This window comes from Caulobacter sp. GW821-FHT10E02, assembly GCF_059415225.1.
Genome location: NZ_JBWKMV010000001.1, coordinates 365,960 through 386,908 on the forward strand (window position 1 = coordinate 365,960; position 20,949 = coordinate 386,908).

24 protein-coding genes are annotated in these 20,949 nt (G+C 68.6%); 13 read left to right on the top strand and 11 right to left on the bottom strand.

Annotated elements, in window-relative coordinates; genetic code table 11:
- Positions 1 to 60: 60 nt before the first annotated feature.
- The gene (locus AC07NI_RS01675) at positions 61 to 909 is read right to left on the bottom strand and encodes a LytTR family DNA-binding domain-containing protein (protein WP_494615385.1); all 849 of its coding nucleotides are present in this window, start codon (positions 907 to 909) and stop codon (positions 61 to 63) included.
- A 104-nt stretch (positions 910 to 1,013) separates the two neighbouring features.
- On the opposite strand from AC07NI_RS01675, the gene AC07NI_RS01680 reads away from it, so the two are divergent.
- The 7 genes from AC07NI_RS01680 to AC07NI_RS01710 all read left to right on the top strand — a co-directional run bounded on the left by AC07NI_RS01680 (position 1,014) and on the right by AC07NI_RS01710 (position 7,712).
- Complete coding sequence (locus AC07NI_RS01680) at positions 1,014 to 1,508, top strand: GAF domain-containing protein (RefSeq protein ID WP_494615388.1); 495 nt, start codon at positions 1,014 to 1,016, stop codon at positions 1,506 to 1,508.
- 97 nt (positions 1,509 to 1,605) lie between these two features.
- Entirely contained in the window at positions 1,606 to 2,757 is a 1,152-nt protein-coding gene (locus AC07NI_RS01685; protein ID WP_494618207.1) for a GNAT family N-acetyltransferase, read from the top strand.
- Positions 2,757 to 3,680: a glycosyltransferase family 2 protein gene (locus AC07NI_RS01690; RefSeq protein ID WP_494615390.1), complete on the top strand. Its 924-nt coding sequence runs from the start codon at positions 2,757 to 2,759 to the stop codon at positions 3,678 to 3,680. The genes AC07NI_RS01685 and AC07NI_RS01690 overlap by 1 nt, the downstream gene beginning before the upstream one ends.
- The gene (locus AC07NI_RS01695) at positions 3,563 to 4,600 is read left to right on the top strand and encodes a hypothetical protein (RefSeq protein WP_494615392.1); all 1,038 of its coding nucleotides are present in this window, start codon (positions 3,563 to 3,565) and stop codon (positions 4,598 to 4,600) included. Before AC07NI_RS01690 ends, AC07NI_RS01695 begins: the two co-directional genes overlap by 118 nt.
- Positions 4,601 to 4,639: 39 nt before the next feature.
- Positions 4,640 to 5,164 carry a flavin reductase family protein gene (locus AC07NI_RS01700; RefSeq protein ID WP_494615394.1) on the top strand — a complete coding sequence of 175 codons (525 nt, stop codon included), beginning with the start codon at positions 4,640 to 4,642 and terminating at the stop codon, positions 5,162 to 5,164.
- A 68-nt stretch (positions 5,165 to 5,232) separates the two neighbouring features.
- Positions 5,233 to 6,729: a CoA-acylating methylmalonate-semialdehyde dehydrogenase gene (locus tag AC07NI_RS01705; protein ID WP_494615397.1), complete on the top strand. Its 1,497-nt coding sequence runs from the start codon at positions 5,233 to 5,235 to the stop codon at positions 6,727 to 6,729.
- A 17-nt stretch (positions 6,730 to 6,746) separates the two neighbouring features.
- Positions 6,747 to 7,712, top strand: a complete 966-nt coding sequence (locus tag AC07NI_RS01710; RefSeq protein ID WP_494615399.1) for a M15 family metallopeptidase — start codon at positions 6,747 to 6,749, stop codon at positions 7,710 to 7,712.
- A gap of 1 nt (position 7,713) precedes the next feature.
- Here the strand turns inward: AC07NI_RS01710 and AC07NI_RS01715 are convergent, their stop codons facing one another.
- The 5 genes from AC07NI_RS01715 to AC07NI_RS01735 form a co-directional block, all read right to left on the bottom strand.
- Positions 7,714 to 8,148 (bottom strand): PaaI family thioesterase, encoded by a 435-nt coding sequence (locus AC07NI_RS01715; protein WP_494615403.1) that lies wholly within the window; start codon positions 8,146 to 8,148, stop codon positions 7,714 to 7,716.
- A gap of 68 nt (positions 8,149 to 8,216) precedes the next feature.
- Positions 8,217 to 8,630 (bottom strand): hypothetical protein, encoded by a 414-nt coding sequence (locus tag AC07NI_RS01720; protein WP_494615406.1) that lies wholly within the window; start codon positions 8,628 to 8,630, stop codon positions 8,217 to 8,219.
- Between the two features lie 100 nt (positions 8,631 to 8,730).
- Entirely contained in the window at positions 8,731 to 9,444 is a 714-nt protein-coding gene (locus AC07NI_RS01725) for a DUF72 domain-containing protein (protein WP_494615411.1), read from the bottom strand.
- A 32-nt stretch (positions 9,445 to 9,476) separates the two neighbouring features.
- Positions 9,477 to 10,202 carry an endonuclease III domain-containing protein gene (locus AC07NI_RS01730; protein WP_494615413.1) on the bottom strand — a complete coding sequence of 242 codons (726 nt, stop codon included), beginning with the start codon at positions 10,200 to 10,202 and terminating at the stop codon, positions 9,477 to 9,479.
- 69 nt (positions 10,203 to 10,271) lie between these two features.
- Entirely contained in the window at positions 10,272 to 10,838 is a 567-nt protein-coding gene (locus tag AC07NI_RS01735; protein WP_494615416.1) for an NUDIX hydrolase, read from the bottom strand.
- 279 nt (positions 10,839 to 11,117) lie between these two features.
- Between AC07NI_RS01735 and AC07NI_RS01740 the strand changes: the two genes are divergently transcribed.
- The 5 genes from AC07NI_RS01740 to AC07NI_RS01760 all read left to right on the top strand — a co-directional run bounded on the left by AC07NI_RS01740 (position 11,118) and on the right by AC07NI_RS01760 (position 15,322).
- Positions 11,118 to 11,582, top strand: a complete 465-nt coding sequence (locus tag AC07NI_RS01740) for a (2Fe-2S)-binding protein (protein WP_494615421.1) — start codon at positions 11,118 to 11,120, stop codon at positions 11,580 to 11,582.
- Positions 11,583 to 11,584: 2 nt separating this feature from the next.
- Positions 11,585 to 13,750, top strand: coding sequence for a xanthine dehydrogenase family protein molybdopterin-binding subunit (locus AC07NI_RS01745; RefSeq protein WP_494615425.1), 2,166 nt, complete (start codon positions 11,585 to 11,587; stop codon positions 13,748 to 13,750).
- A gap of 32 nt (positions 13,751 to 13,782) precedes the next feature.
- On the top strand, positions 13,783 to 14,412 hold the full coding sequence (gene upp / locus AC07NI_RS01750; RefSeq protein WP_494615429.1) for a uracil phosphoribosyltransferase: 630 nt from the start codon (positions 13,783 to 13,785) through the stop codon (positions 14,410 to 14,412).
- Positions 14,413 to 14,475: 63 nt separating this feature from the next.
- Entirely contained in the window at positions 14,476 to 14,826 is a 351-nt protein-coding gene (locus tag AC07NI_RS01755; protein WP_494615433.1) for an antitoxin Xre/MbcA/ParS toxin-binding domain-containing protein, read from the top strand.
- 4 nt (positions 14,827 to 14,830) lie between these two features.
- Positions 14,831 to 15,322, top strand: a complete 492-nt coding sequence (locus AC07NI_RS01760) for an RES family NAD+ phosphorylase (RefSeq protein WP_494615437.1) — start codon at positions 14,831 to 14,833, stop codon at positions 15,320 to 15,322.
- Here AC07NI_RS01760 and AC07NI_RS01765 read toward each other — a convergent pair.
- Positions 15,319 to 16,221 (bottom strand): 5'-methylthioadenosine/S-adenosylhomocysteine nucleosidase, encoded by a 903-nt coding sequence (locus tag AC07NI_RS01765; RefSeq protein ID WP_494615438.1) that lies wholly within the window; start codon positions 16,219 to 16,221, stop codon positions 15,319 to 15,321. The two genes, AC07NI_RS01760 and AC07NI_RS01765, sit on opposite strands and share 4 nt — an antisense overlap.
- An 80-nt stretch (positions 16,222 to 16,301) precedes the next feature.
- Between AC07NI_RS01765 and AC07NI_RS01770 the strand changes: the two genes are divergently transcribed.
- Complete coding sequence (locus tag AC07NI_RS01770; protein ID WP_494615439.1) at positions 16,302 to 16,679, top strand: response regulator; 378 nt, start codon at positions 16,302 to 16,304, stop codon at positions 16,677 to 16,679.
- Here AC07NI_RS01770 and AC07NI_RS01775 read toward each other — a convergent pair.
- The 4 genes from AC07NI_RS01775 to AC07NI_RS01790 form a co-directional block, all read right to left on the bottom strand.
- Positions 16,676 to 17,305 (bottom strand): hypothetical protein, encoded by a 630-nt coding sequence (locus tag AC07NI_RS01775; RefSeq protein ID WP_494615442.1) that lies wholly within the window; start codon positions 17,303 to 17,305, stop codon positions 16,676 to 16,678. The two genes, AC07NI_RS01770 and AC07NI_RS01775, sit on opposite strands and share 4 nt — an antisense overlap.
- The gene (locus tag AC07NI_RS01780; protein ID WP_494615444.1) at positions 17,305 to 18,582 is read right to left on the bottom strand and encodes a metal-dependent hydrolase family protein; all 1,278 of its coding nucleotides are present in this window, start codon (positions 18,580 to 18,582) and stop codon (positions 17,305 to 17,307) included. Before AC07NI_RS01780 ends, AC07NI_RS01775 begins: the two co-directional genes overlap by 1 nt.
- A 44-nt stretch (positions 18,583 to 18,626) precedes the next feature.
- Positions 18,627 to 19,064, bottom strand: coding sequence for an acetyltransferase (locus AC07NI_RS01785; RefSeq protein WP_494615447.1), 438 nt, complete (start codon positions 19,062 to 19,064; stop codon positions 18,627 to 18,629).
- A gap of 376 nt (positions 19,065 to 19,440) precedes the next feature.
- The gene (locus AC07NI_RS01790) at positions 19,441 to 20,937 is read right to left on the bottom strand and encodes a phosphomannomutase/phosphoglucomutase (protein ID WP_494615449.1); all 1,497 of its coding nucleotides are present in this window, start codon (positions 20,935 to 20,937) and stop codon (positions 19,441 to 19,443) included.
- Between the last annotated feature and the right edge of the window lie 12 nt (positions 20,938 to 20,949).

Sequence of the window (20,949 nt, forward strand, 5' to 3'; positions counted from 1 at the left end):
TGAGGCGGAGGAATAACCCTTCAATCGACGCGAAGCCGGGTGAACCGACACGCCGACGGGTCAGACGGTGAGCTCGCGAAGACGCCGGGCGCCGGCCCGGCTGGTCATGATCTTCTCGCCATCCTCGAGGTGGAGCAGCAGTCGGGCGTTGCCGGCGGGCTCGGCGTGCTCGACCGCGCCCAGGCGGACGATGTGCGAGCGATGGGCCCGCACGAACTGGTCGGGCTGCAGGATCTCCTCGAACCGCGACAGCGAGGTGGTGGAGAGGATGCGACGCTGGCGCGTGACCACTTCCGAATAGCCGTCGGCTCCGGTGATCCGGATCAGGTCAGCGGCCAGGATCGGCACCACCTCCTTGTCGCAGCGCACCAGGAGGGAAGCGGACGGCGCGGTCTTGGAGGACGCTTCGGATGGGACCGCTGGCTGGCGCAGCAAGGCCTGGAGCTCGCGCCGCGTCGCGCGCCAGGCCGCGAAGAGCGCCAGCACCGCGTAGACGGTCACGCCCTGAAAGACCTGCCAGCTCAGCGCGCCCTGGGCGAAGGGCGCGGCCGCCAGGCCTTGACGGGTCCAGTGCGGCGACAGGGCGTAGCCGGCCAGGGTGCAGAAGTACCATGCCGTGGCGAAGGCGGCGGCGAGCACGGGATGAAGCAGCAGCAGCGGGTCCGCCGCGCGACGGTGGCCGACAAGACGCGTCACCAGGGGCAGGAAGACGAAGCCCGTGACGGCGGCCGCCAGGGTGTTGATGGCAGCGAATGTGATCGACCGACCGAGAGGTTGCGCCAGGGTCGTGGCGAACGCGGCCAGATAGCCGAGGAACAGCAAGGCCAGGCCCGCGCCCAGGATCAGCCCGTCGGACGGTCCGTCGGACCGTTCGCGGCGACGGAAGACCTTGGCGAGGGGGCGGATCATGTCGCCAGGGTCACACTGGAAGGCCAAGTTCGCAATGCCAGGATAGGCGGTCGGGCGCGCCGTGGCCTCTGGCGTCCGTCGCTGGCCGCGCTATATCCCCCGCCATGGCCGAAGCGTTCAACGACATCACCCTCTCCGCCGACAAGGCGACCCGCTATGCCGAGGTCGCCGACGAGATCGCGTCCGTGCTGGACGGCGAGCCCAACGTCACCGCCCGCATGGCGACGGTGGCCTCGATGCTGGCCAACAGCTTCGACCACTATTTCTGGACCGGCTTCTATGTCGTCGATCCCACGAAAGAGCGCGAACTGGTGGTTGGGCCCTACCAGGGCACGCTGGGCTGCCTGCGCATCGCCTATGGGCGCGGCGTGTGCGGCACGGCGGCGGCGACGGGCGAGACTCAGCTTGTCCCAGATGTGCACTCATTCCCGGGACATATCGCCTGCGACAGCCGTTCCGAGAGCGAGATCGTCGTGCCGGTCTTCGGTCCTGACGGCCAGCTGATCGCGGTGTTCGACGTCGATTCCGACAAGCCCGCCTCGTTCGACGAGACGGACCAGCATTGGCTGGAAGCCATCCTCAAGAAGACGTTTGCATAAAACGGGTACAACCTAGTCGAGAGCCCGACATATGGCCCGCTGATTGCAGGCCTGGCTCCATCTTTCCCTAACCCGAGCCGGAGTAGGACAGGTGGACATGTTGGACGTCGAGACCCTGCACCCGAGCCTGCTGAGCGCCCAAGACGTGGCGCTGTGGCGGAGTCTGGCCGCCGATCAGGGCGGGTTCGGCAATCCCTTGCTGGGTCCCGATTTCGCCCAGGCCATCGGCGGCGTTCGTGAGGACGCCCGTGTGGCGGTGGTCCGCCGCGACGGCCAGACCCAGGGCTTCCTGGCCTATCACCGCCGCCCCGGCGGCTTGGCGCGGCCGATCGGCTCGCCGCTGTCGGACTATCATGGCCTGGTGTCGCGTCCCGATGCGGGACTTGATCTGGCGCAGGTGCTGCGCGCCGCCGACGTCTCGGTGTTCCGCTACACGGGCCTCATCGATCCGAACGGCCTGTTCCCGGCCTCGCCGGAGAGCGACCGCACCGCCTACGCCATCGACCTGGCCGGCACGACCGCCGAGGCCTATCTCGAGGCCATCCGGGCCACGAGCCCCAAGAAGATCAAGAACTACCGCCGCCTGGACAACAAGCTGGACCGCGAGGTTGGGCCGGTGCGCCTGGTCGCCGGCGACGTCTCGCGCGACGCCTTCAACCAGCTGATCGACTGGAAGCGCGAGCAGCTGGAGCGCACCGGCGCCCACGACTTCCTGCGCGCCGACTGGACCCGCGAGCTGATGGCGGACCTGTTTGCCCGCCGTACCGGCGACTTCCGCGGGCTGATGATCAACCTCTATGCCGGGGATACGCTGGTGGGCGGTCACTTCGGCGTCCGTCTGGGCGCGACCTACCACCCGTGGATCGCCTCGACCTCGCCCGAGCACGCCGCTTGGTCGCCGGGCCAGATATTCTTCCTGCGGGCCATCGCGGCCATGCCGGAACTGGGCTTGTCGCGCTACGACCTCGGCCCCGGCCACGATCACTACAAGCGGTCCTATGGCCTCAACACCATGACCATCGGCGAGGGCGCGGCGACGGCCGCCACGATCGGCGGGCGCATGGCGCTGTCGATCGAGAACGCCTGGACGATGGCCGGCGGCCATGGCGCGGGTCCGGTGGGGCGCCTGCGCCGCCGGATGGACGCCATCGCCAGCACTGAACTGACCATGTCGGGCCGCGTGCGCGGCTTCGTCGAGGCCGTGGCCTCGCAAGCGCACCGCCGCCAGGGGGACCATCCGGAGGCCTGATGGCGCGCGTGACGATCATGATCCCGACGCAGCGACGTCCCGACGGCCTGGCCGTCGCGGCGCGCTCGGTGTTCGGCCAGACCGGCGTCGATTTCGGCGAGCTGGAGCTGGTGATCGTCGACAACGACCAGGTCCCGTCCGCCAAGCCGGTGGTCGACGACCTGGCCAAGACCGCGCCGTTCCCGGTGATCTATGTCAACGAGAAGCGCCCCGGCGTCGCCTTCGCCCGCAACGCCGGCATGGCCCGCGCCTCGGGCGAGCTGATCGCCTTCCTGGATGACGACGAGGAGGCCCCGGCCGGCTGGCTGGCCGCGCTGCTGGCCGCCCAGGTCCGCTACGACGCCGACGCGGTGTTCGGGCCGGTCAAGACCCGCGCCCCGGACCACATCGTCGAGCACCGCGACTATCTGGAGCGCTTCTTCTCGCGCGAAGGCCCCGCCGAGGCGCAGCTACTGGACCACTACTACGGCTGCGGCGACAGCCTGATCCGCCGCGCGGCCCTGCCGGATCCGGTCTCGCCGTTCGCTGTCGAGCGCAACCATATCGGCGGCGAGGACGACATGCTGTTCGGCCACATGCAGGTCGCTGGCGCGCGCTTCGCCTGGGAGCCGGCGGCCTGGGTTTGGGAAGAGCCCGTGCCCAGCCGCATGACCCTGGCCTACACGATCCCCCGCGCCTTCGCCTACGGCCAGGGCCCGACCTCGCACTGCGCCGCCGCCATCCCGCGCGACAATCTCGGCGTCGTCCGCTGGATGGTCATTGGCCTGGGCCAAGCCGCCGTCTTTGGCGTGGTGGCCGGCTTCAAGTGGCTGACCCGCGCCAAGGACCGCGCCGAATGGCTGGACCGCGCCGCGCGGGGCCTGGGCAAGACCTTCTGGTGGGGCCCCTTCAAGATCCATTTCTACGGGAGGACCGCGACATGAGCGTGATCACCGACTGGACGGCGGACAAGGCGAAAGCCTTCGGCCGCGAGAACCTGATGTTCAAGCACGCCCTGCACGAGCGTCCGATGTTCGACGACGAGGGCTTGGCGCGCCTGCTGGACCAGTATCCGCGCGACAAGCTGGGCGTCTTCACCATGGGCGAGGACCCCAAGGCCTGGACCACCTGGCGAAAGGGCTCGCCCGGCAATCTGACCGGCGATCAGCTGCTGGACGGCGCCAAGAGCGGCCGCATCTGGCTGAACCTGCGTCAGACGAATGACCACGTGCCGGAATACGCCGCCCTCAGCGACGAGATCTTCGCCGACAAGGAGGCCCACGTCCCGGGCCTGAAGACCTTCAAGCGCGACGTCGGCATGCTGATCTCCAGCGCCAACGCCCAGGTCTTCTATCACCTCGACGTGCCGCTGGTGTCGCTGTGGCAGATCCGCGGCGAGAAGAAGGTGTGGGTCTATCCGGTGGCCGACCCCTATGTCGGCGACTTGGCCCTGGAGAAGATCGTGCTGCGCGAGACCGCCGAGCAGTTCGCCTTCGAGCCCGAATGGGACAAGGGCGCGCAGGAGGTCACGCTGACCCCCGGCAACATGGTCACCTGGAAGCAGAACGCCCCGCACCGGATCGAGAACGGTCCGATGCTGAACGTCTCGATCTCGATCGAATTCATGACCCCGCCGGCCCTGATGCGGGCCAACGTGATCTACGCCAACGGCGTGCTGCGCCGGCGCATGGGCATGAACCCGCGCGTGCAGGACGGCTTTGGGCCGACCGCGCTCGGCAAGCTGGCCGTGGCGCGTGGGGCCAAGGCCCTTGGCCTGCAGACCCCGCATGTGCGCCACCTGCCGGTCACCTTCGGCCTGGATGCCGCGCGACCGGGCGTTTTGGTCGAAGGACCGCACGCCTAGCGCTTGCCCGTCGCGGCGCTTTGGCCCACGACTAGGCCGATGAGTCAGGCGGTTACGATTGAACTGGGGGAGGGCGCCGAGCACGACGCCCGGGCCCTGCGCGACGCGTTCGGGTGCTTCACGACCGGGGTGACGGTGATCACCACCGTCTGCGAGGACGGGCGCAAGGTCGGGCTGACGGCCAATTCCTTCACCTCGGTGTCGCTGGACCCGCCGCTGGCCCTGGTCTGCGTCGACCTGAAGTCGTCCAGCCTGTCGTCGCTGGACGCCGCCGGCCGCTGGGCGGTCAATGTGCTGCACGCCGAGCACCAGGCCCTGGCCCGCCAGTTCGTCCAGAAGAACACCGACCGCTTCGCCGGGATCGAGACCGAGACCTGGAAGACGGGCGTGCCGATCCTTCCCAACTGCATGGCCAATTTCGAGTGCGAGACGCACCACGTCTTCGACGCCGGCGACCACCGGATCTATGTCGGGCGGGTGGTCAAGCTGCGCTACGACCCCGACCACGAGCCGCTGGTCTATCTGCAGGGCCGGTTCCGCCGCGTCCATGTGGATGCGGAGTAGGATTTCGCGCGATACGGCGCGAACCTTGGATGCTATTGACGCCAAAAAACAGCGTTAGGGAGCGCATCATGCGAGATATCGCCCATTTCGTGAACGGTCAGACCCTGACCGGGACCTCCGGCCGCTTCGGCGACGTCTTCAATCCCAACACCGGCGAGGTCCAGGCCCGCGTCCAGTTCGCCAGCGACGCGGAGATGGACGCCGCCGTCCAGGCCGCGGCCAAGGCGCAGATCGGCTGGGCCGCCACCAACCCGCAGCGCCGCGCCCGGGTGATGTTCGAGTTCAAGCGCCTGATCGAGCGCGACATGAACAGCCTGGCCGAGATCCTGTCGTCCGAGCACGGCAAGGTCATCGCCGACAGCAAGGGCGACATCCAGCGTGGCCTGGAAGTCATCGAGTTCGCCTGCGGCATCCCCCACATCCTGAAGGGCGAATATACCGAAGGCGCCGGCCCCGGTATCGACGTCTATTCGATGCGCCAGCCGCTGGGCGTCTGCGCGGGCATCACCCCGTTCAACTTCCCGGCCATGATCCCGATGTGGATGTTCGGCATCTCTATCGCGGTGGGCAACAGCTTCATCCTCAAGCCGTCGGAGAAGGATCCGACCGTGCCGGTGAAGCTGGCCGAGTTGATGATGGAGGCCGGCGCGCCGGCGGGCGTGCTGAACGTCGTGCATGGCGACAAGAGCGCCGTCGACGCCATCCTGACCCATCCGCTGATCCGCGCTGTCAGCTTCGTCGGCAGCAGCGACATCGCCCACTATGTCTACCAGACGGGCACGGCGCACGGGAAACGCGTCCAGGCCATGGGCGGGGCCAAGAACCATGGCATCGTCCTACCGGACGCCGACCTCGATCAGGTCGTGAAGGACCTCTCGGGCGCGGCCTTCGGCTCGGCCGGCGAGCGCTGCATGGCCCTGCCGGTGGTGGTGCCGGTCGGCAAGGCCACCGCCGACGAACTGCGCGAGCGCATGGTCGCGGAGATCGCGTCCCTGAAGGTCGGCGTCTCCACCGATCTGGACGCCCACTACGGTCCGGTGGTCAGCGCCGCGCACCGCGACAAGATCGCCGACTACATCCGCATCGGCCAGGAAGAGGGCGCCGAGCTGGTGGTCGACGGCCGCGACTTCCAGCTGCAGGGCTTCGAGAAGGGCTTCTTCATCGGCCCGTCGCTGTTCGACGGCGTCAAGAAGGGCATGAAGACCTACCAGGAGGAGATCTTCGGACCCGTCCTGCAGATCGTCCGCGCCGAGAGCTTCGAGGAGGCCGTGGCCCTGCCGTCCGAGCACCAGTACGGCAACGGCGTCGCCATCTTCACCCGCAACGGCCGCGCGGCCCGCGAGTTCGCCGCCAGCGTCAATGTCGGCATGGTCGGCATCAACGTGCCGATCCCGGTGCCGGTGGCCTATCACACCTTCGGCGGCTGGAAGCGCTCGGCCTTTGGCGACACCAACCAGCACGGCGTCGAGGGCGTGAAGTTCTACACCAAGGTCAAGACGGTGACGGCGCGCTGGCCGGAAGGCGAAGTCGGCGACAGCAGCTTCGTCATTCCGACGATGAAATAGGCCTTCAGGAGGCGGTGATGAGCATGCTGGTTCGACGATCCTTCCTGTCCATCGCCGCCGCCGGGCTCCTGGCTCCGGCCGCGTTCGGCCAGACCAAGGCCGAGTGGACCGCCATCGGCCAGTACGGCGACAAGGCCGCGCCGTTTACCGTTTTCGAGAAGGACGGCGCGCTGCACATCGACGGCGAGGGCTTCAAGTCCGCGCGGCTGACGGCCTCGGGCGGTGGTCGCTACGCCATCGCCGGCGGTGGCGAGCTGGTGCTGGAAAAGGGCGCGGTTCGCCTGAACGGCAAGACCCTGGCCTTCCACGACTTCGGGGCGGAGACGCGCGAGCGCATCCACAAGGCCGTCCGCGCCGATCCGGTGGCGTTGCGCCAGCGGGCCCTGGCCGCCACGCCACCGGTCGAGAAGGGCGAGCATCTGCGGTCCGACCTCGTCGACGTGACGACCATCGATCCGGGCATCAAGCTCGACATCTGGTACGCCACGCCGGACAACTTCATGGGCATCCCGCTCTACGAGAAGCCGGCGGCCTACATGCAGCGGCCGGCCGCGCAGGCGCTGGGGCGGATTCACAAGGCGCTGGCGGCCAAGGGCTATGGCCTGCTGATCCACGACGCCTATCGGCCTTGGTACGTGACCTGGATGTTCTGGGACGCCACCCCGCCCGAGGACCATGTCTTCGTCGCCGACCCTTCGGAGGGCTCGCGCCACAACCGCGGTTGCGCGGTGGACCTGACCCTGTACGACCTCAAGACCGGCAAGGCCCTGGAGATGCCCGGCCGCTACGACGAGTTCTCGACCCGCTCCTATGCCGACTTCGTGGGCGGCACGAGCGCCCAGCGGGCGCGGCGTCTGGTGCTGCGCCAGGCGATGGAGGCCGAGGGCTTCACCGTCTATCCGGAAGAGTGGTGGCACTTCGACTTCAACGACTACCGCCGCTACCCGATCGGGACGAAGACGTTCACGGAGCTGGCGGGCTAGGTCAGCCGCCGCGCGGATAGAGGATGATCTGGGTGCAGCGGAACGCGGCCATGAGCTTGCCGGTCGCTTCGCTGGTCACCTCGGCGTCCCAGACCTGCGTCGTCCGTCCGCCATGCAGCAGTTTCGCCCGGCACAGCGCCGCGCCTTCGCGGATCGTACCGACGAAGTTGCACTTCACCTCGGCGGTGGTGAAGCCGCTGGCGCCGTCCGGCCAGACGGTGGAGACGCCATAGGCGCAGAGGATGTCGGCGACGGACAGCACCGCGCCGGCCAGGAGATAGCCGGTATGGGCGATCAGTTCGCCGCGCGCCGGCAGCCGGCCTTCGACCAGGCCGTCCTGTACATTGGTGATCTCCAGACCGAGCCAGCCGGGCAGCTTGCCGTCATTGGCCCTGTTGAGGGCTTCCACGCTCGTGGTGTTGGACGTCGTGACCATGGCTGGGCTCCCCTTGGCGTCGCCGCTCTAGGTGGAGGCGATCGGAGGGGTAGCTTAACAGTTGAGGCCTAGCCGAGCCATTCGAAGCTGATCACGGCCCAGCCGTAGGATCGGATCCGCCAGCCGCCGGCTTCCCGAATCTGGACGAAGGTCCAGCCGCCCAGCTCCTTGAACGGAACGCCGTCGCGCATGCCGGTCCAGTGGGTCGGCAGGGTGAAGTGGACGGTGTCGCTGGTGAGGCCGAAGTCCTGGGGCGGTTCGAACGTGTGGCGCAGCTGATCGATCGCCCCGACGTGCCGGGCCATCAGGGCCTTCCACTCGGCGAGGCCTGCCTGGCCGTTGAAGACATGCGGCGGGAAGTTCTCAAGGATGGTGACCTCGCCGTCAGAGAAGGCACCATCGAGCAGGGCCATGTCGCCGGTTTCGAGGAAGCGGGCGAGCGCCTCGGGGGCGGCCATCATGGCCTCGTCGGGGGCGTGCATGGGGAACTCCCAACCTGTCATCCCGGAAGCGCGTAGCGCTATCCGGGACCCAGGGGCAAGCGACGGAACGGTGACCCCTGGGTCCCGGCTCTCCGCTTCGCTACGGCCGGGATGACAAGATTTGGAGTGTCGCCAACGCATCCCGTGTCGCCGCGCCGAACTTGGTGTTGTCGAAGACGCACCACGTCTCCGGCTCCTCGACCAGCCGAGGGGCAAGCGCCTCCAGCACTTCCGCCGGATAGGCGCTCTCGTAGATCACCGGCGAGCCATGCCAGCGGCGGTAGACGAGACCGCGCCAGCCGCCAGGTTCCGCCGCCTGCGGGACCACGGCCGGATCGGCCGCGACCCTCGCGACCTGGAAGTCCGTCAGCACCTGTTCCGCCGCCGTGTCGAACCACGTCGCATGACGTGGCTCCAGCACGGTCGGCGCATCGGTCCGCCCGCGCCAAGCCTTCAGGAAAGCCTCCACCACCCCCGCCTCGAACCGCAGGCTTGGCGGCAGCTGCACCAGCAGCGGCCCACGCTTGCCGCCCAGGCCGCCGGTCTCGTCGAGGAACCGCGCCAGCAAGTCGTCGATCCCGACCAGCCGATGCTCATGGGTGATCGTCCTCGGAACCTTCACCGCGAACCGGAAACCCTCCGGCGTCGTCGCGGCCCAGCGCTCGTAGGTCTTCCGCTGATGCGGCCGATAGAACGACGAGTTGATCTCCACGCAGTCGAACCGCGCCGCGTAGCGTTCCAGCCCCGTGCCCTCGACCGGGAAGTCCAGGTCGCGCGGAAAGCTCCAGCCGGCCGTGCCGATGCGGATGGTCATCACCGCTCAGCGCGCGAGGCAGCGTCCGGGTTTCAGCTCCTCGGCTTCCATGCCAGCACGTCGGCGCTGTGACCCACGCCGGCCTTGGCGCACATCGACTTGACCGGGCAGGCTCCGCATTTCGGACCTTCGTGCGGACACAGCATCTGCCCCAGGCCGCGCTTCAGGAGCCAGTGCAGCTCGAAGAAGTCGTCGGCGGTCCATGCGTCCGGCGCCAGGCTCATCAGCGTGTGATAGGCGTGGGTCGTGTCCCCGGCGCCGACCAGGCCGATGCGCTTGGTGACGCGGTGGACGTGGGTGTCGACGACCAGCGACCGCATCGCCAAGTCGCTGAAGTTCAGCACGCACGCGGCGACCTTGACGCCAACGCCGGGCAGGGCCTGCAGCTCCCAGCGGGCCTGATCGACCTCAAGGCCCTTCAGATGGCTCAGCGACAGCCAGCCGACCTTGGCCTCGATCATCTTCAGGGCGGTGGTCAGGTGGCGGGCCTTGTCGCCCGGGAAGGTGACGTCGTCGATCATCCGGGCCACGGCCGCCACCGGAGCCTGGGCCAGGTCCTCCCAGCACTTGAACTCGGCCCGCAGGCGCAGGAACGCCGCCCACGAGACGGCGTCCTGGGTGCGGCCGCTGATCGACGATTTCACCAGCTGCGAGATCGGGTCCATGCGCGCCACCGGCCGCTGCGGGCCGAACTCGCAGAGCAGGGCGTCGCGCACGCTTTCCAGCGGCGACCGCGCCAGGCCTAAGGACAGCTGCATGGGACCTCGCCGTGCAAGAACATAATGAGAACATTATGCGCGGCGAACGACGTTGTCCACAGGCGTGTTCTAGCGGCGGTAGCGACCCCAGAGCGCCGTCACGCGACGACGCAGGCGCTGGAAGGCGACGCGCACGGGCGTCGGAGCGCGGGCCGGGGCAGGGCGCTCCTCCTCCGGCAATTCGACGCCGGCGAAGCGGGCGATCAGGTCGCGCAGTTCGGGCTCCTGGACGGCGAGGGCGGCCTCGATCGGGGTCATCCACTCCAGGGTCCGCTGGCCCTGCTCGGGCCAGGCCTCGCGGCAGCCGGTGACGTGCAGCGGAAAGACGTCGACCTTGACCAGCCGCGCCGCGCCGCTCTTCAGCCGCTTGAGGTACTCGTATTCACCGATCGACTGCGGGGAGATCACCCCGTCCAGCCCGGCTTCCTCATAGGCCTCCTGGGCGGCGGCGGCGTCGTCGGTCTTGCCCTTCATTGGCCAGCCCTTGGGGATCACCCAGCGGCGGGTCTCGCGCGACGAGACCAGCAGGATGCGCAGGGCTTCGCCCTCGCCCCGCCAGGGCAGGGCCGCGACCTGACGGCGCTTGCCGCCGCCGCTCGCCTTGCCTGTTCCCGTCTTGCCGACCACCCTTGCCACGTCACCCCAATCTCAAGTCCAAAGCCCAGCCAGCAGGATAGTGGCTGCTTCCCTCCGAGTCGTCGCGTTGAACGTATGTGCGACAACTCGCGCGCGCTCCGCGTGCGGAGGTCGCTCGGGGCGAATATCGTCTGTGAACGGATCGACTCCCCGGGGGCGAGCTGAAGACCACGGGCAGGCGCGGGTGTCAAATTCGTTTGCGCGTTTCACCGAACAGGGGTCGCGCGCGAAGCTTCGCTGAGGCAGGATCGCGCCCGTTCAAGGGATCGGAGCCGCGTCATGGCCTTCACGCTGACCGTCAATGGAGAGGCCCGCACGGCCGATGTCGACGGCGACACTCCCTTGCTGTGGGTGCTGCGCGACACGCTGGGCCTGGTCGGGGCCAAGTTCGGCTGCGGCGTAGCCCAATGCGGGGCCTGTACGGTGCACCTGGGCGGCGTTCCGGTCCGCGCCTGCGTCACGCCGGTCAGCCGGGTGGGCGATCGCGCGGTGACCACCATCGAGGGCGTCGGCAAGAGCCCGGTGGGCGCCAAGGTGCAGGATGCCTGGAAGTCGATCGACGTACCGCAGTGCGGCTACTGCCAGGCCGGCCAGATCATGTCGGCCACGGCCCTGCTGACCGCCAAGCCCAAGCCGACCGACGCCGAGATCGAGGCGGCCATGAACGGCAACCTCTGCCGCTGCGCGACCTACCTGCGGGTCAAGAAGGCGATCAAGGCCGCGTCCGGCCAGGTGGAGGCGTAGTCATGGACGGCGAACTCCTGCGCGATCCGACCCGCCGCTTTGTCCTCAAGAGCGGGGCGGCCGTCGGCGGCGGCCTGCTGCTGAGCTTCACCATGGCCTCCGAAGGCCGTGCGGCCGGCGGCCAGGTCAACGCCTATGTCCGCATCGCGCCGGACGGCAAGGTGACCATCGCCTCGAAGGTCCCGGAGGTCGGGCAGGGGATCAAGACGGCCCTGCCGATGCTGATCGCCGAGGAGCTGGACGTCGAGTGGTCGGCCGTGACCGTCGAGCAGGCGCTCGCGGACAGCAAGGTCTATGGCCGCCAGGTGGCCGGCGGCAGCATGGCCACGACTCTGGAATATGACGGCCTGCGCCGCGTCGGCGCGACCGTGCGGGTGCTGCTGATCCAGGCCGCCGCCACGCGCTGGAACGTCTCCGTGGACAGCTGCAAGACCGAGCCTGGCGTCGTGGTCTCGGGCAAGAACCGCGCGGCCTATGGCGAACTGGTCGAGGCCGCCGCCGCCCTGACGCCGCCCGATCCCAAGACGCTGGTTCTGAAGGACCCGAAGGCCTTCCGGATCATCGGCCAGAGCCACAAGAGCCAGAACCTCGACGCCATCACCACGGGCCAGCCGCTGTACGGCATCGACGTCGTCGTGCCGGGCATGCTGTTCGCCACCTTCGTCAAGGCGCCGGTCTACGGGGCCAAGGTGGCCAGCGTCGACCTCGCGCTGGCCAAGGTGGTGAAGGGCGTGAAGGACGCCTTCATTATCGAGGGCGGGACCAATCTCAACGGCCTGCTGCCCGGCGTGGCGGTGGTCGCCGACAGCTGGTGGGCGGCGCGCAAGGGTCGCAACGCGCTGGAGATCCAGTGGGCCGATCACCCGACGTCCGCCCAGTCCAGCGCCAGCTTCGCCGCCAAGGCCGCCGACCTGGCCAAGGCCCCGCCGCAGCGCACCGACCGCTCGGACGGCGATGTCGACACGGCCCTGAAGGCTTCGGCCAAGGTCGTCAGCGCCGCCTACAGCTATCCCTTCATCGCCCACGCGCCGCTGGAGCCGCAGAACTGCACGGCGGTGGTCAAGGACGGCAAGGTCGAGATCTGGGCCCCGACCCAGAACCCCGAGCCCGGCCGCAAGCTGGTCGCCGCCGCGCTCAACGTGCCGGAAGAGGCGATCACCATCCACCTGGTCCGCGGCGGCGGCGGCTTCGGCCGGCGGCTGAACAACGACTACATGGTCGAGGCCGCGGCGATCGCCGCCAAGGCCGGCGCGCCGGTCAAGCTGATCTGGACGCGTGAAGACGACATGCGCCACGACTTCTACCGTCCGGGCGCCTGGCACAACCTGACCGCCGGCCTCGACGCCTCGGGCAAGGTTACCGCCTGGAAGGACCACTTCGTCAGCTTCGGCGAGGGTGACAAGTTCGCGCCCAGCTGCGGTTTCAACGCCACCCAGTTCCCGTGCCGGGCGCTGGACAACTACCGCGTCGACGTCTCGGTCATGCCGCTGGGCATGCCGACCGGACCGCTGCGGGCGCCGGGCAACAACGCCTTCGGCTTCGTGCTGCAGAGCTTCACCGACGAACTGGCCCTCGCCGCCGGCAAGGACCCGGTCGCCTTCCGTCGCGAGCTGCTGGGCGAACCGCGCCTGCTGGGCGAGGCGGGCAAGGGCGACAGCTTCCACACAGGCCGCATGCGCGGCGTGCTGGACCTCGTGGCCGAGAAGTCCGGCTGGGGCCGCAAGCTGCCGAAGGGTTCGGGGATGGGCGTCTCCTGCCACTACAGCCACCTGGGCTATGTGGCGGTGGTCATGCAGGTGACGGTCGAGGACGGGAAGCTGAAGATCGACAAGGTCTGGGCCGCCGCCGATGTCGGCCGCCAGATCGTCAATCCGAACGGGGCCGACCAGCAGATGCAGGGCTCGATCCTGGACGCGATCAGCTCGACCCTGCGCCAGGAGATCACCTTCGAGAACGGCGCGGCCAAGCAGGGGAACTTTAACACCTTCCCGCTGCTGCGCATGGCCGAGGCGCCGGAGGTCGAGGTGCACTACAAGCTGTCGGACAACAACCCGACGGGCCTGGGCGAGCCGGCCTATCCGCCGACCCCGGCGGCGCTGTGCAACGCCATCTTCGCCGCCACCGGCAAGCGCATCCGCAGCTTGCCGATCGGCGACCAACTGGCCTAGGACCGGGGAGTATCCTTCAGCAGAGCGCTCCCATGTCCCAGGTCACCGTCGTCGATCACCCGCTCGTCCAGCACAAGCTGACCAAGATGCGGGACAAGCAGACCTCGACGAAGACCTTCCGGGCGCTGATGCGCGAGGTCGCGACCCTGATCTGCTACGAGATCACCCGCGACCTGCCGATGGATCCCGTCCAGATCGAGACCCCGGTCGCACCGACCACGGCCTATGAGATCGCCGGCAAGAAGCTGGTCTTCGCCCCGATCCTGCGGGCGGGCCTGGGCATGTGCGAGGGCATGCTGGACCTGGTGCCGTCGGCTCGCGTGGCCCACATCGGCCTCTATCGCGACCACGATACGCTGGAGGCCGTCGAGTATTACTTCAAGGCGCCCGAGGACATCGCCGGCCGCCTGGTCATCGTCGTCGATCCGATGCTGGCCACCGGCCACTCGGCGATCGCGGCGATCACCCGCTTGAAGGAGAAGGGCGTCACCAACCTGCGCTTCGTCTGCCTGCTGGCCGCCCAGCCGGGCGTGGACGCTCTGCGCGAAGCCCATCCCGACGTGCCGGTCTGGACGGCGGCCGTGGACGCGACGCTGAACGAGCATGGCTACATCGTCCCGGGCCTGGGCGACGCGGGCGATCGGACCTTCGGCACGCGCTGACCTTGATTGCCACGTGGAATGACGCCATATTCGTCAGTCTGAGTGGCAGCGAAAGGCATCGACATGGGCCTGGCCAAATATGCCGACGACGGGTTCTTCGCCCCGCGCAAGATCGCCGACGCCTTCCACACGACCAGTGAGGAAGTCGCGCGCACGGCGGGGCTGGGCCGGGACGCGGTCCAGCGCCGGGAGCGCTCGCGCTCGCCCAAGACCCAGCGCCGGCTGCGCGAGATGGTCGAGGTGATCAACAAGGTCGAGCCGCGCTATGGCTCCGAACTGATCGCCTATGCCTGGTATCGCTCCGAGCCGCTGACGGGCTTCTCGGGCCTGACGGCGATGCAGCTGGTCCGCGACGGGCGTGTCGACGAGGTGCTGGACTATATCGACGCCGTCGACGCCGGCGTCCACGCCTGACCGGATGTACCGGGGACTGCTCTATCGCGCCCTGAACCCGATCTATGCCCGCGAGCCGATGTCCGGCCGCGGCGCGCAGCTCCATGGCGGCCGGTTCAACGCCAAGGGGACCCCGGCGCTCTACGCCTCGCTGTCCGTCATGACGGCGCTGCGCGAGGCCAACCAGGTCGGATCGCTGCAGCCTACGACCTTGGTGTCCTACGACGCCGAGATCGAGCGGGTGTTCGACACGCGCGACGCGGCCGCCCTGGCCGCTCACGATATGGACGCCGACGCCCTGGCCGACAGCGGCTGGCGCGACCAGATGCGGACGCTGGGCGAGGCACCGACCCAGGCCTTCGCGCGACGCCTCGCCGAGGCCGGCTATCAGGGCCTGCTGGTCAGGAGCTTCGCGCGTGGAGCCAGGGCGGACGACCTCAACCTCGTGCTGCTGACCTGGGGCGAGGGGCCGCCGTCGCGGCTGACCCTGATCGACGACGAGAAGCGGTTGGCCTAGTTCGGCAGCGCCTTCACGAAGGCCTTCACCACGGTGGCGGAGTTGTCCGAGGCCAGGGCCATGAAGGTGCCCATCTCGTTGGCGCCCGCGCCGCCGCCGGCCAGGTCCGAGAGGCTGCGGAAGGCGATGAAGGGGGTGTTGCTGACCAGAGCGACATGGGCGACGGCGGCGCTTTCCATGTCCACCACCCGGGCCTGGAAGGTGGCGCGCAGGTATTTGCGATAGCCGGCGTTGTCGAGGAACACCGGGGCCGAGGCGCCGTTGCCGCCGACCACCACCTTGGGCGGATGGACCAGGCACTTGTCGGCGGCGCAGCGTTGCAGGGTGACCTGGGCGGCGACCTTGCGGGCCGTCTCGAGCAGGGCCGGATCGGCCGGGAACCAGACGCGGGCCGGGGCGCCCAGGGCGTCGCCGGGTAGAACGATCCCACGCGGATAGATCATGCCGTAATTGGCCAGGTCGCTGTTGCGGATGAACGACTGGACCTCGAAGCCCTTGTCGGTCTCGCGGGCGAAGGCGCTTTCCAGGTTCTGGGCCCACTGGTCGGCGACCACGACGTCGCCGATGTCCAGGCCCTCGTCGACGCCGCCGGCGATGCCGGAGAAGACGATGCGGGTGATGTTGAAGCGGTCCAGCGCCATCTGGGTGGTCATGGCCGCGTTGACCATCGACACGCCGCTGAGGAACACCACCACCGGCTTGCCCTCCAGCTTGCCGGTCATGAAGCGGACGCCGTGGACGTCGAAGGCCTTCTGCTCGCTGGTCGCCGCGTTCAGCGCGCCGATCTCGGGCGGGAAAGCCGAGATCACCGCCACGCGCGGAGTGTCGTCCAGGCGCTGAGCCATTGCTGGCGAGACGACAAGGAACAGGCAGGCCAGGACGAGGGCGGGCAGGCGCATGGCGACTCCGAGGCGGGACTGAACGTGCTTAACGGTCAAGGCTTCCGGATGCATCCAAAACCGCGTAGGCGGTGACCTCGATGTCCAGACGCGTTCCTCTGATCTACGTGGCCGACGACGACGAGCCGACGCTTGAGTTGGTCGAGGCCTATCTGGTCCGTGAAGGGCTGGAGGTGGTGGGTTTCCCGGCCGCCGACCAGTTGATCGCGGCGATCCCCGCGCGCCGGCCCGACGCCATCCTGCTGGACGTGCGCATCCCCGGCCAGAGCGGCCTCGACGCCCTGAAGGCGCTGAAGGAGTCGGAACACGCCGACATCCCGGTGCTGATGCTGACCGGCGACGGCCGCCTGGACCGCATCGTCCAGGCCATGCAGCTGGGCGCCAAGGGCTATGTGATGAAGCCGTTCGACGGCCCCAAGCTGGTCGCCGAAGTCCTGGCGATGCTGAAGTCGCTCTAGCCGATCAGGCTCTTCAGCCAGGCGATCACCTCGCCGCACCAGGCCAGGAAGTTCTCGAACGCGCTGACCGGCCTGGGCGGAGGCGGCGGCTTGATCTCGACAGGCACGAACCAGCTGGGGGCGGCCGGCGGAGCGCAGTTCATCCGCATGCCGACACCCTTGAGATAGCCGCGCCGCACGCCGCCGGACTGGATCGCTCTGGCGATGGCCTTGTCGTGCTTGGCCGCGCCGGTCAGGCGACGGATCCAGCCTCTGAAGGGCAAGAGGTCGTGGGTCGTGTCGCGCACCCCGGCGACGCCGGCGCTGTAGGCCGTGTCGGCGACCTTCTTGCCGCGCGAGCGGTTGTCGGGCGGCGGGGCCTCGTCGAGATCGGGACCCAGCGCCGCGTCCAGCCGTCCGACCTCGGCGGCGATCGGCTCGCAGCGGGTCAGGCCGGTCAGGTCGTAGGGATCGGTGACCGCGCGGGCCAGGACCGGCGGGATCGACTTCTGCTTGAGGTTCAGGTCCTCCAGCGGCGCGGTGGCGGCGTCGCGGAAGGTGTCGTGCTGTTGCAGCGTGCCCGGGTCGGTCTCGGCGAGGGCGGGGCCGGCGAGCGCGAGCAGCAGGAGGGCAGGGGTGATCCGCATCACGGCCGCCGCACGACCTGGCCGCCCTTCATGACGAAGACGACGTCCTTGGTCGCCTCGATCGCCTGGGTCGGATCGCCCTTCACCGCCACGATGTCGGCGAGGTAGCCGAGTTTCAACTGGCCCAGGTCATTGGCGCGGCCCAGCACCTTGGCGTCGATGGCGGTGGCGGCCAGCAGGGCCTGGGCGGGGCTCATGCCCTCCTTGACCAGCCAGACGATCTCACGCGCGTTGTCGCCGTGCCTGAAGACGCCGACATCGCTGCCCATGCCGATGGTGACGCCGTTCTTCACCGCCAGCTTGAAGGCGCGCTCGGCGTTGACCATCGCGGCGGTCGGCGGGGTCTTGCCGGCGACATAGCCGCCGAAATAGGTCGAGGTGCTCTCGACCGCCGTCAGGGTCGGGAAGAACACGACGCCCTTCTCAGCCATCAGCTTGAAGGTCGCATCCGAGCCGCCATAGCCGTGCTCGATGGTGTCGACACCCGCCACGACCGCCCGGCGCATGCCCTCGTCGCTGGAGGCGTGGGCCGAGACGGGGCGGCCGCTGGAGTGGGCGGCGTCGACCAGGGCCTTCAGCTCCTCGATCGAGAAGGTCGGCTGGGTCGAGCCGTCGGGGCCGATGCGGTAGTCGGCATAGACCTTGATCCAGTCCGCGCCGGCGCCGGCCTGCTCGCGCACGGCCTTGATCACCTCGGCCACGCCGCTGGCTTCCTGAGCGCCCTGGGGCAGGTCGGCCTCGGGATTGTAGTTCTTGCGAGCCGGGCCGTACGAGCCGGTGGCCACGATCGCCTTGGTCGCCACGAACAGGCGCGGGCCGGGGATCAGCCCGTCATTGATCGCCTTGCGCAGCGGCACGTCGGCCGCGCCGACGCCCTCGGTGCCCAGGTCGCGCAGGGTGGTGAAGCCGGCCTCCAGGGTCGCCTTGGCCTGCACCGCCGCCCGCAGCGTGCGGTAGGTCGGCGTCTCCTTCAGCACCTGATCGTCCCACAAGGTCTCGTTGTAGGGATGCAGGAAGAGGTGGCTGTGCAGGTCCATCAGGCCGGGGATCACCGTGGCGCCGGGCAGGTCGACGACCTCCGCGCCCGTCGCGTCGATCTGAGCAGCGGGACCCACGGCGGCGATCTTGCCGTCCTTGACCAGCACGGCCCAGCCCTCGTGCGGCGGGCCGGCGTTCTCGGCGGTCCAGACGCGGGCGGGCTTGAGCAGCACGGGCTGTGCGGCGGTCGCGAGGCCGGGGGCCAGGATCAGGGCGAGAGCGGTGAGCAGACGGCGCATGAGGTGACTCGCGTTGAACGCCGTGCAGCTAAGCCGAAATCGTGTCAGGCGCCAAAGCGCAGATGGATCAGCGGGTAGGGCCGGCCCTGGCCGTCGGTCGCCGACCAGCCGATGCGTTCGAAGCCCATGTGCTCGTAGAAGCCCACCGCCTGGCCGTTCTGCTCGTTGACGTCGGTGGTCAGGGTCGGGTGAACCGCCAGGGCGTAGTCGATCATCATCGCGCCGACGCCGGCTCCGCGATGCTCTGGATCGATGAACAGCGCCTCCATGTGGCCGTTGTCGATCAGCATGAAGCCCAGCGGCCGGTCGCGGTCATCGACCGCCAGCATAAGCGGCGCGGCCGGCAGGAAGCCCTCGACCTCGCGGCCGATCGCGGCGCGGTCCTCGGGGCTCAGGAAATCGTGGGTGGCGTCGACGGCGGCGGCCCAGATCGCGACGACGCGATCACCGTCCTCGGGCCGGGAAGGGCGGAGTTTGATCATGGGCGGTGACCTAACCCGCCGCCGCCGCCCGCGCCAGCCGGTCGCTTATCGCGCGGCGCCCCTGATAAACGTGACCATGGCTCCCTATATAAGGATCAGTCGCCGTCGGGAGCGAACCGCGTCGCGGTCAACGCTTGGGCTTGGCGACACTTGAGATTTCCCCAAATGGACTGGCTTTTCCAAATTTCGGCCGCCTGTGTCGTCGCAGCGGCGCTGATGCTTCCTATGTTCCGCCTCTTCATCGCGACGCCCAGCCGCTCGCGCGCGTCCTACCGCCGGGCCAAGGCGGAGGTCTGATCGTCCGAGGCTGAAACGCTGATGACAAAAGGGCCGGCGCTGAGCGCCGGCCCTTTTTCATTGAGCTGATCGCGCCGGATCAGATTTCCTGATTGTACTTGCCCACCCGCTCGCCCAGGCGCGGCTTCACTTCCTGGCGGAAGAGGGCGCGCATGTCGTCCTCGGACTGGGTGCTCTCGACCACGACCACGACTTCCGGCTTGTTCGACGAGGCGCGGACCAGGACCCACGAGCCGTCTTCCAGGTGGACGCGGACGCCGTTGACCGTGATCACCTCGGTGATCTTGCGGCCCAGGATCGAACCGCCGGCGGCGAACAGGTCTTGGTATTCCTTCACCACGTCATCGACGACGCCGTACTTCACCTCGTCGCCGCACTTGGGGCTCATGGTCAGCGAGGTGAAGGCGACGGGCAGGGCCTTGCGCATGTCCGACAGCTTCACGCCCGGATTGCGGTCCAGCATCGACAGGATGGCGGCCGCGGCGGTCAGGCCGCAGTCGTAGCCGTAGCCCAGGTCGCCGTTCATGAAGAAGTGGCCGCTCTTCTCGAAACCGGCCAGGGCCCCCAGCTCGGCGCTCTTGCGCTTGATGTAGCTGTGGCCGGTCTTCCAGTAGACGACCTTGCAGCCGTACTGGGCCAGGATGGGGTCGGTGGCGTAGAGACCCGTCGATTTCACGTCGACCACGAATGTCGCGCCGGGGTTCAGCGGAGCCAGGTCGCGGGCCAGCATCAGACCGATCTTGTCGGCGAAGATCTCCTCGCCCTCGTCGTCGACCACGCCGCAGCGATCGCCGTCGCCGTCGAAGCCGAACGCCAGGTCCGCGCCGGTCTCACGGACGGTGTGCGCCATCGCGTGCAGCATCTCGGCGTCTTCGGGGTTGGGATTGTACTTCGGGAAGGTGAAGTCGAGGTCGGTGTCCATCGGCACGACCTCGGACACGCCCATCTTCCGCAGGGCCTCGACCACGAAGGCGCCGGCCGTGCCGTTGCCGCAGGCGGCGACGACCTTCATCGGCCGCGTGATGCTGGCGCGCTTGGCGACGTCGTCGATATAGCGCTGGGCCTCGCCCTGGACGCGGATCAGCTTGCCGCCGTCACGCTCGACGAACTGCGCGCCCAGCACGATGGCCTTCAGACGGCTCATCTCGTCAGGGCCGAAGGTCAGGGGCTTCTGGGCGCCCATCTTCACGCCGGTCCAGCCGTTCTCGTTGTGGCTGGCGGTGACCATGGCCACGCACGGGATGTCGAGGTCGAACTGGGCGAAATAGGCCGTCGGCGACAGGGCCAGGCCGATGTCGTGCACTTCGCAACCGGCGCTGATCAGACCCAGGATCAAGGCGTTCTTGATCGAGGTCGAATAGGAACGGAAGTCGTGGCCGACCACGATCTTCGACTGGCCGAGCTCGTGGATGTAGGTCCCGAGACCCAGGCCCAGGGCCTGGACGCCCAGCAGGTTGATCTCGGGCCCGAACAGCCAGCGCGCGTCGTATTCGCGGAAGCCGGTCGCCTTGACCAGCGGCTCGTTTTCATAGGCGGCGGTATTGGCGACCAGATCGGCGCGCGGCGCGGAGAACATCGGAAGCTCGCT

What these genes read in the sequence shown, in the direction of transcription:
- AC07NI_RS01680 (WP_494615388.1), top strand. Translation starts at nt 1,014, where the DNA reads ATGGCCGAAGCGTTCAACGACATCACCCTCTCCGCCGACAAGGCGACC.
- AC07NI_RS01675 (WP_494615385.1), bottom strand. Translation starts at nt 909, where the DNA reads ATGATCCGCCCCCTCGCCAAGGTCTTCCGTCGCCGCGAACGGTCCGAC.
- AC07NI_RS01720 (WP_494615406.1), bottom strand. Translation starts at nt 8,630, where the DNA reads ATGCACGCCCCCGACGAGGCCATGATGGCCGCCCCCGAGGCGCTCGCC.
- AC07NI_RS01690 (WP_494615390.1), top strand. Translation starts at nt 2,757, where the DNA reads ATGGCGCGCGTGACGATCATGATCCCGACGCAGCGACGTCCCGACGGC.
- AC07NI_RS01765 (WP_494615438.1), bottom strand. Translation starts at nt 16,221, where the DNA reads ATGCGCCTGCCCGCCCTCGTCCTGGCCTGCCTGTTCCTTGTCGTCTCG.
- AC07NI_RS01770 (WP_494615439.1), top strand. Translation starts at nt 16,302, where the DNA reads ATGTCCAGACGCGTTCCTCTGATCTACGTGGCCGACGACGACGAGCCG.
- AC07NI_RS01685 (WP_494618207.1), top strand. Translation starts at nt 1,606, where the DNA reads ATGTTGGACGTCGAGACCCTGCACCCGAGCCTGCTGAGCGCCCAAGAC.
- AC07NI_RS01730 (WP_494615413.1), bottom strand. Translation starts at nt 10,202, where the DNA reads ATGCAGCTGTCCTTAGGCCTGGCGCGGTCGCCGCTGGAAAGCGTGCGC.
- AC07NI_RS01740 (WP_494615421.1), top strand. Translation starts at nt 11,118, where the DNA reads ATGGCCTTCACGCTGACCGTCAATGGAGAGGCCCGCACGGCCGATGTC.
- AC07NI_RS01755 (WP_494615433.1), top strand. Translation starts at nt 14,476, where the DNA reads ATGGGCCTGGCCAAATATGCCGACGACGGGTTCTTCGCCCCGCGCAAG.
- AC07NI_RS01725 (WP_494615411.1), bottom strand. Translation starts at nt 9,444, where the DNA reads ATGACCATCCGCATCGGCACGGCCGGCTGGAGCTTTCCGCGCGACCTG.
- AC07NI_RS01745 (WP_494615425.1), top strand. Translation starts at nt 11,585, where the DNA reads ATGGACGGCGAACTCCTGCGCGATCCGACCCGCCGCTTTGTCCTCAAG.
- AC07NI_RS01790 (WP_494615449.1), bottom strand. Translation starts at nt 20,937, where the DNA reads ATGTTCTCCGCGCCGCGCGCCGATCTGGTCGCCAATACCGCCGCCTAT.
- AC07NI_RS01705 (WP_494615397.1), top strand. Translation starts at nt 5,233, where the DNA reads ATGCGAGATATCGCCCATTTCGTGAACGGTCAGACCCTGACCGGGACC.
- AC07NI_RS01700 (WP_494615394.1), top strand. Translation starts at nt 4,640, where the DNA reads ATGAGTCAGGCGGTTACGATTGAACTGGGGGAGGGCGCCGAGCACGAC.
- AC07NI_RS01775 (WP_494615442.1), bottom strand. Translation starts at nt 17,305, where the DNA reads ATGCGGATCACCCCTGCCCTCCTGCTGCTCGCGCTCGCCGGCCCCGCC.
- AC07NI_RS01780 (WP_494615444.1), bottom strand. Translation starts at nt 18,582, where the DNA reads ATGCGCCGTCTGCTCACCGCTCTCGCCCTGATCCTGGCCCCCGGCCTC.
- AC07NI_RS01715 (WP_494615403.1), bottom strand. Translation starts at nt 8,148, where the DNA reads ATGGTCACGACGTCCAACACCACGAGCGTGGAAGCCCTCAACAGGGCC.
- AC07NI_RS01710 (WP_494615399.1), top strand. Translation starts at nt 6,747, where the DNA reads ATGAGCATGCTGGTTCGACGATCCTTCCTGTCCATCGCCGCCGCCGGG.
- upp (WP_494615429.1), top strand. Translation starts at nt 13,783, where the DNA reads ATGTCCCAGGTCACCGTCGTCGATCACCCGCTCGTCCAGCACAAGCTG.
- AC07NI_RS01785 (WP_494615447.1), bottom strand. Translation starts at nt 19,064, where the DNA reads ATGATCAAACTCCGCCCTTCCCGGCCCGAGGACGGTGATCGCGTCGTC.
- AC07NI_RS01760 (WP_494615437.1), top strand. Translation starts at nt 14,831, where the DNA reads ATGTACCGGGGACTGCTCTATCGCGCCCTGAACCCGATCTATGCCCGC.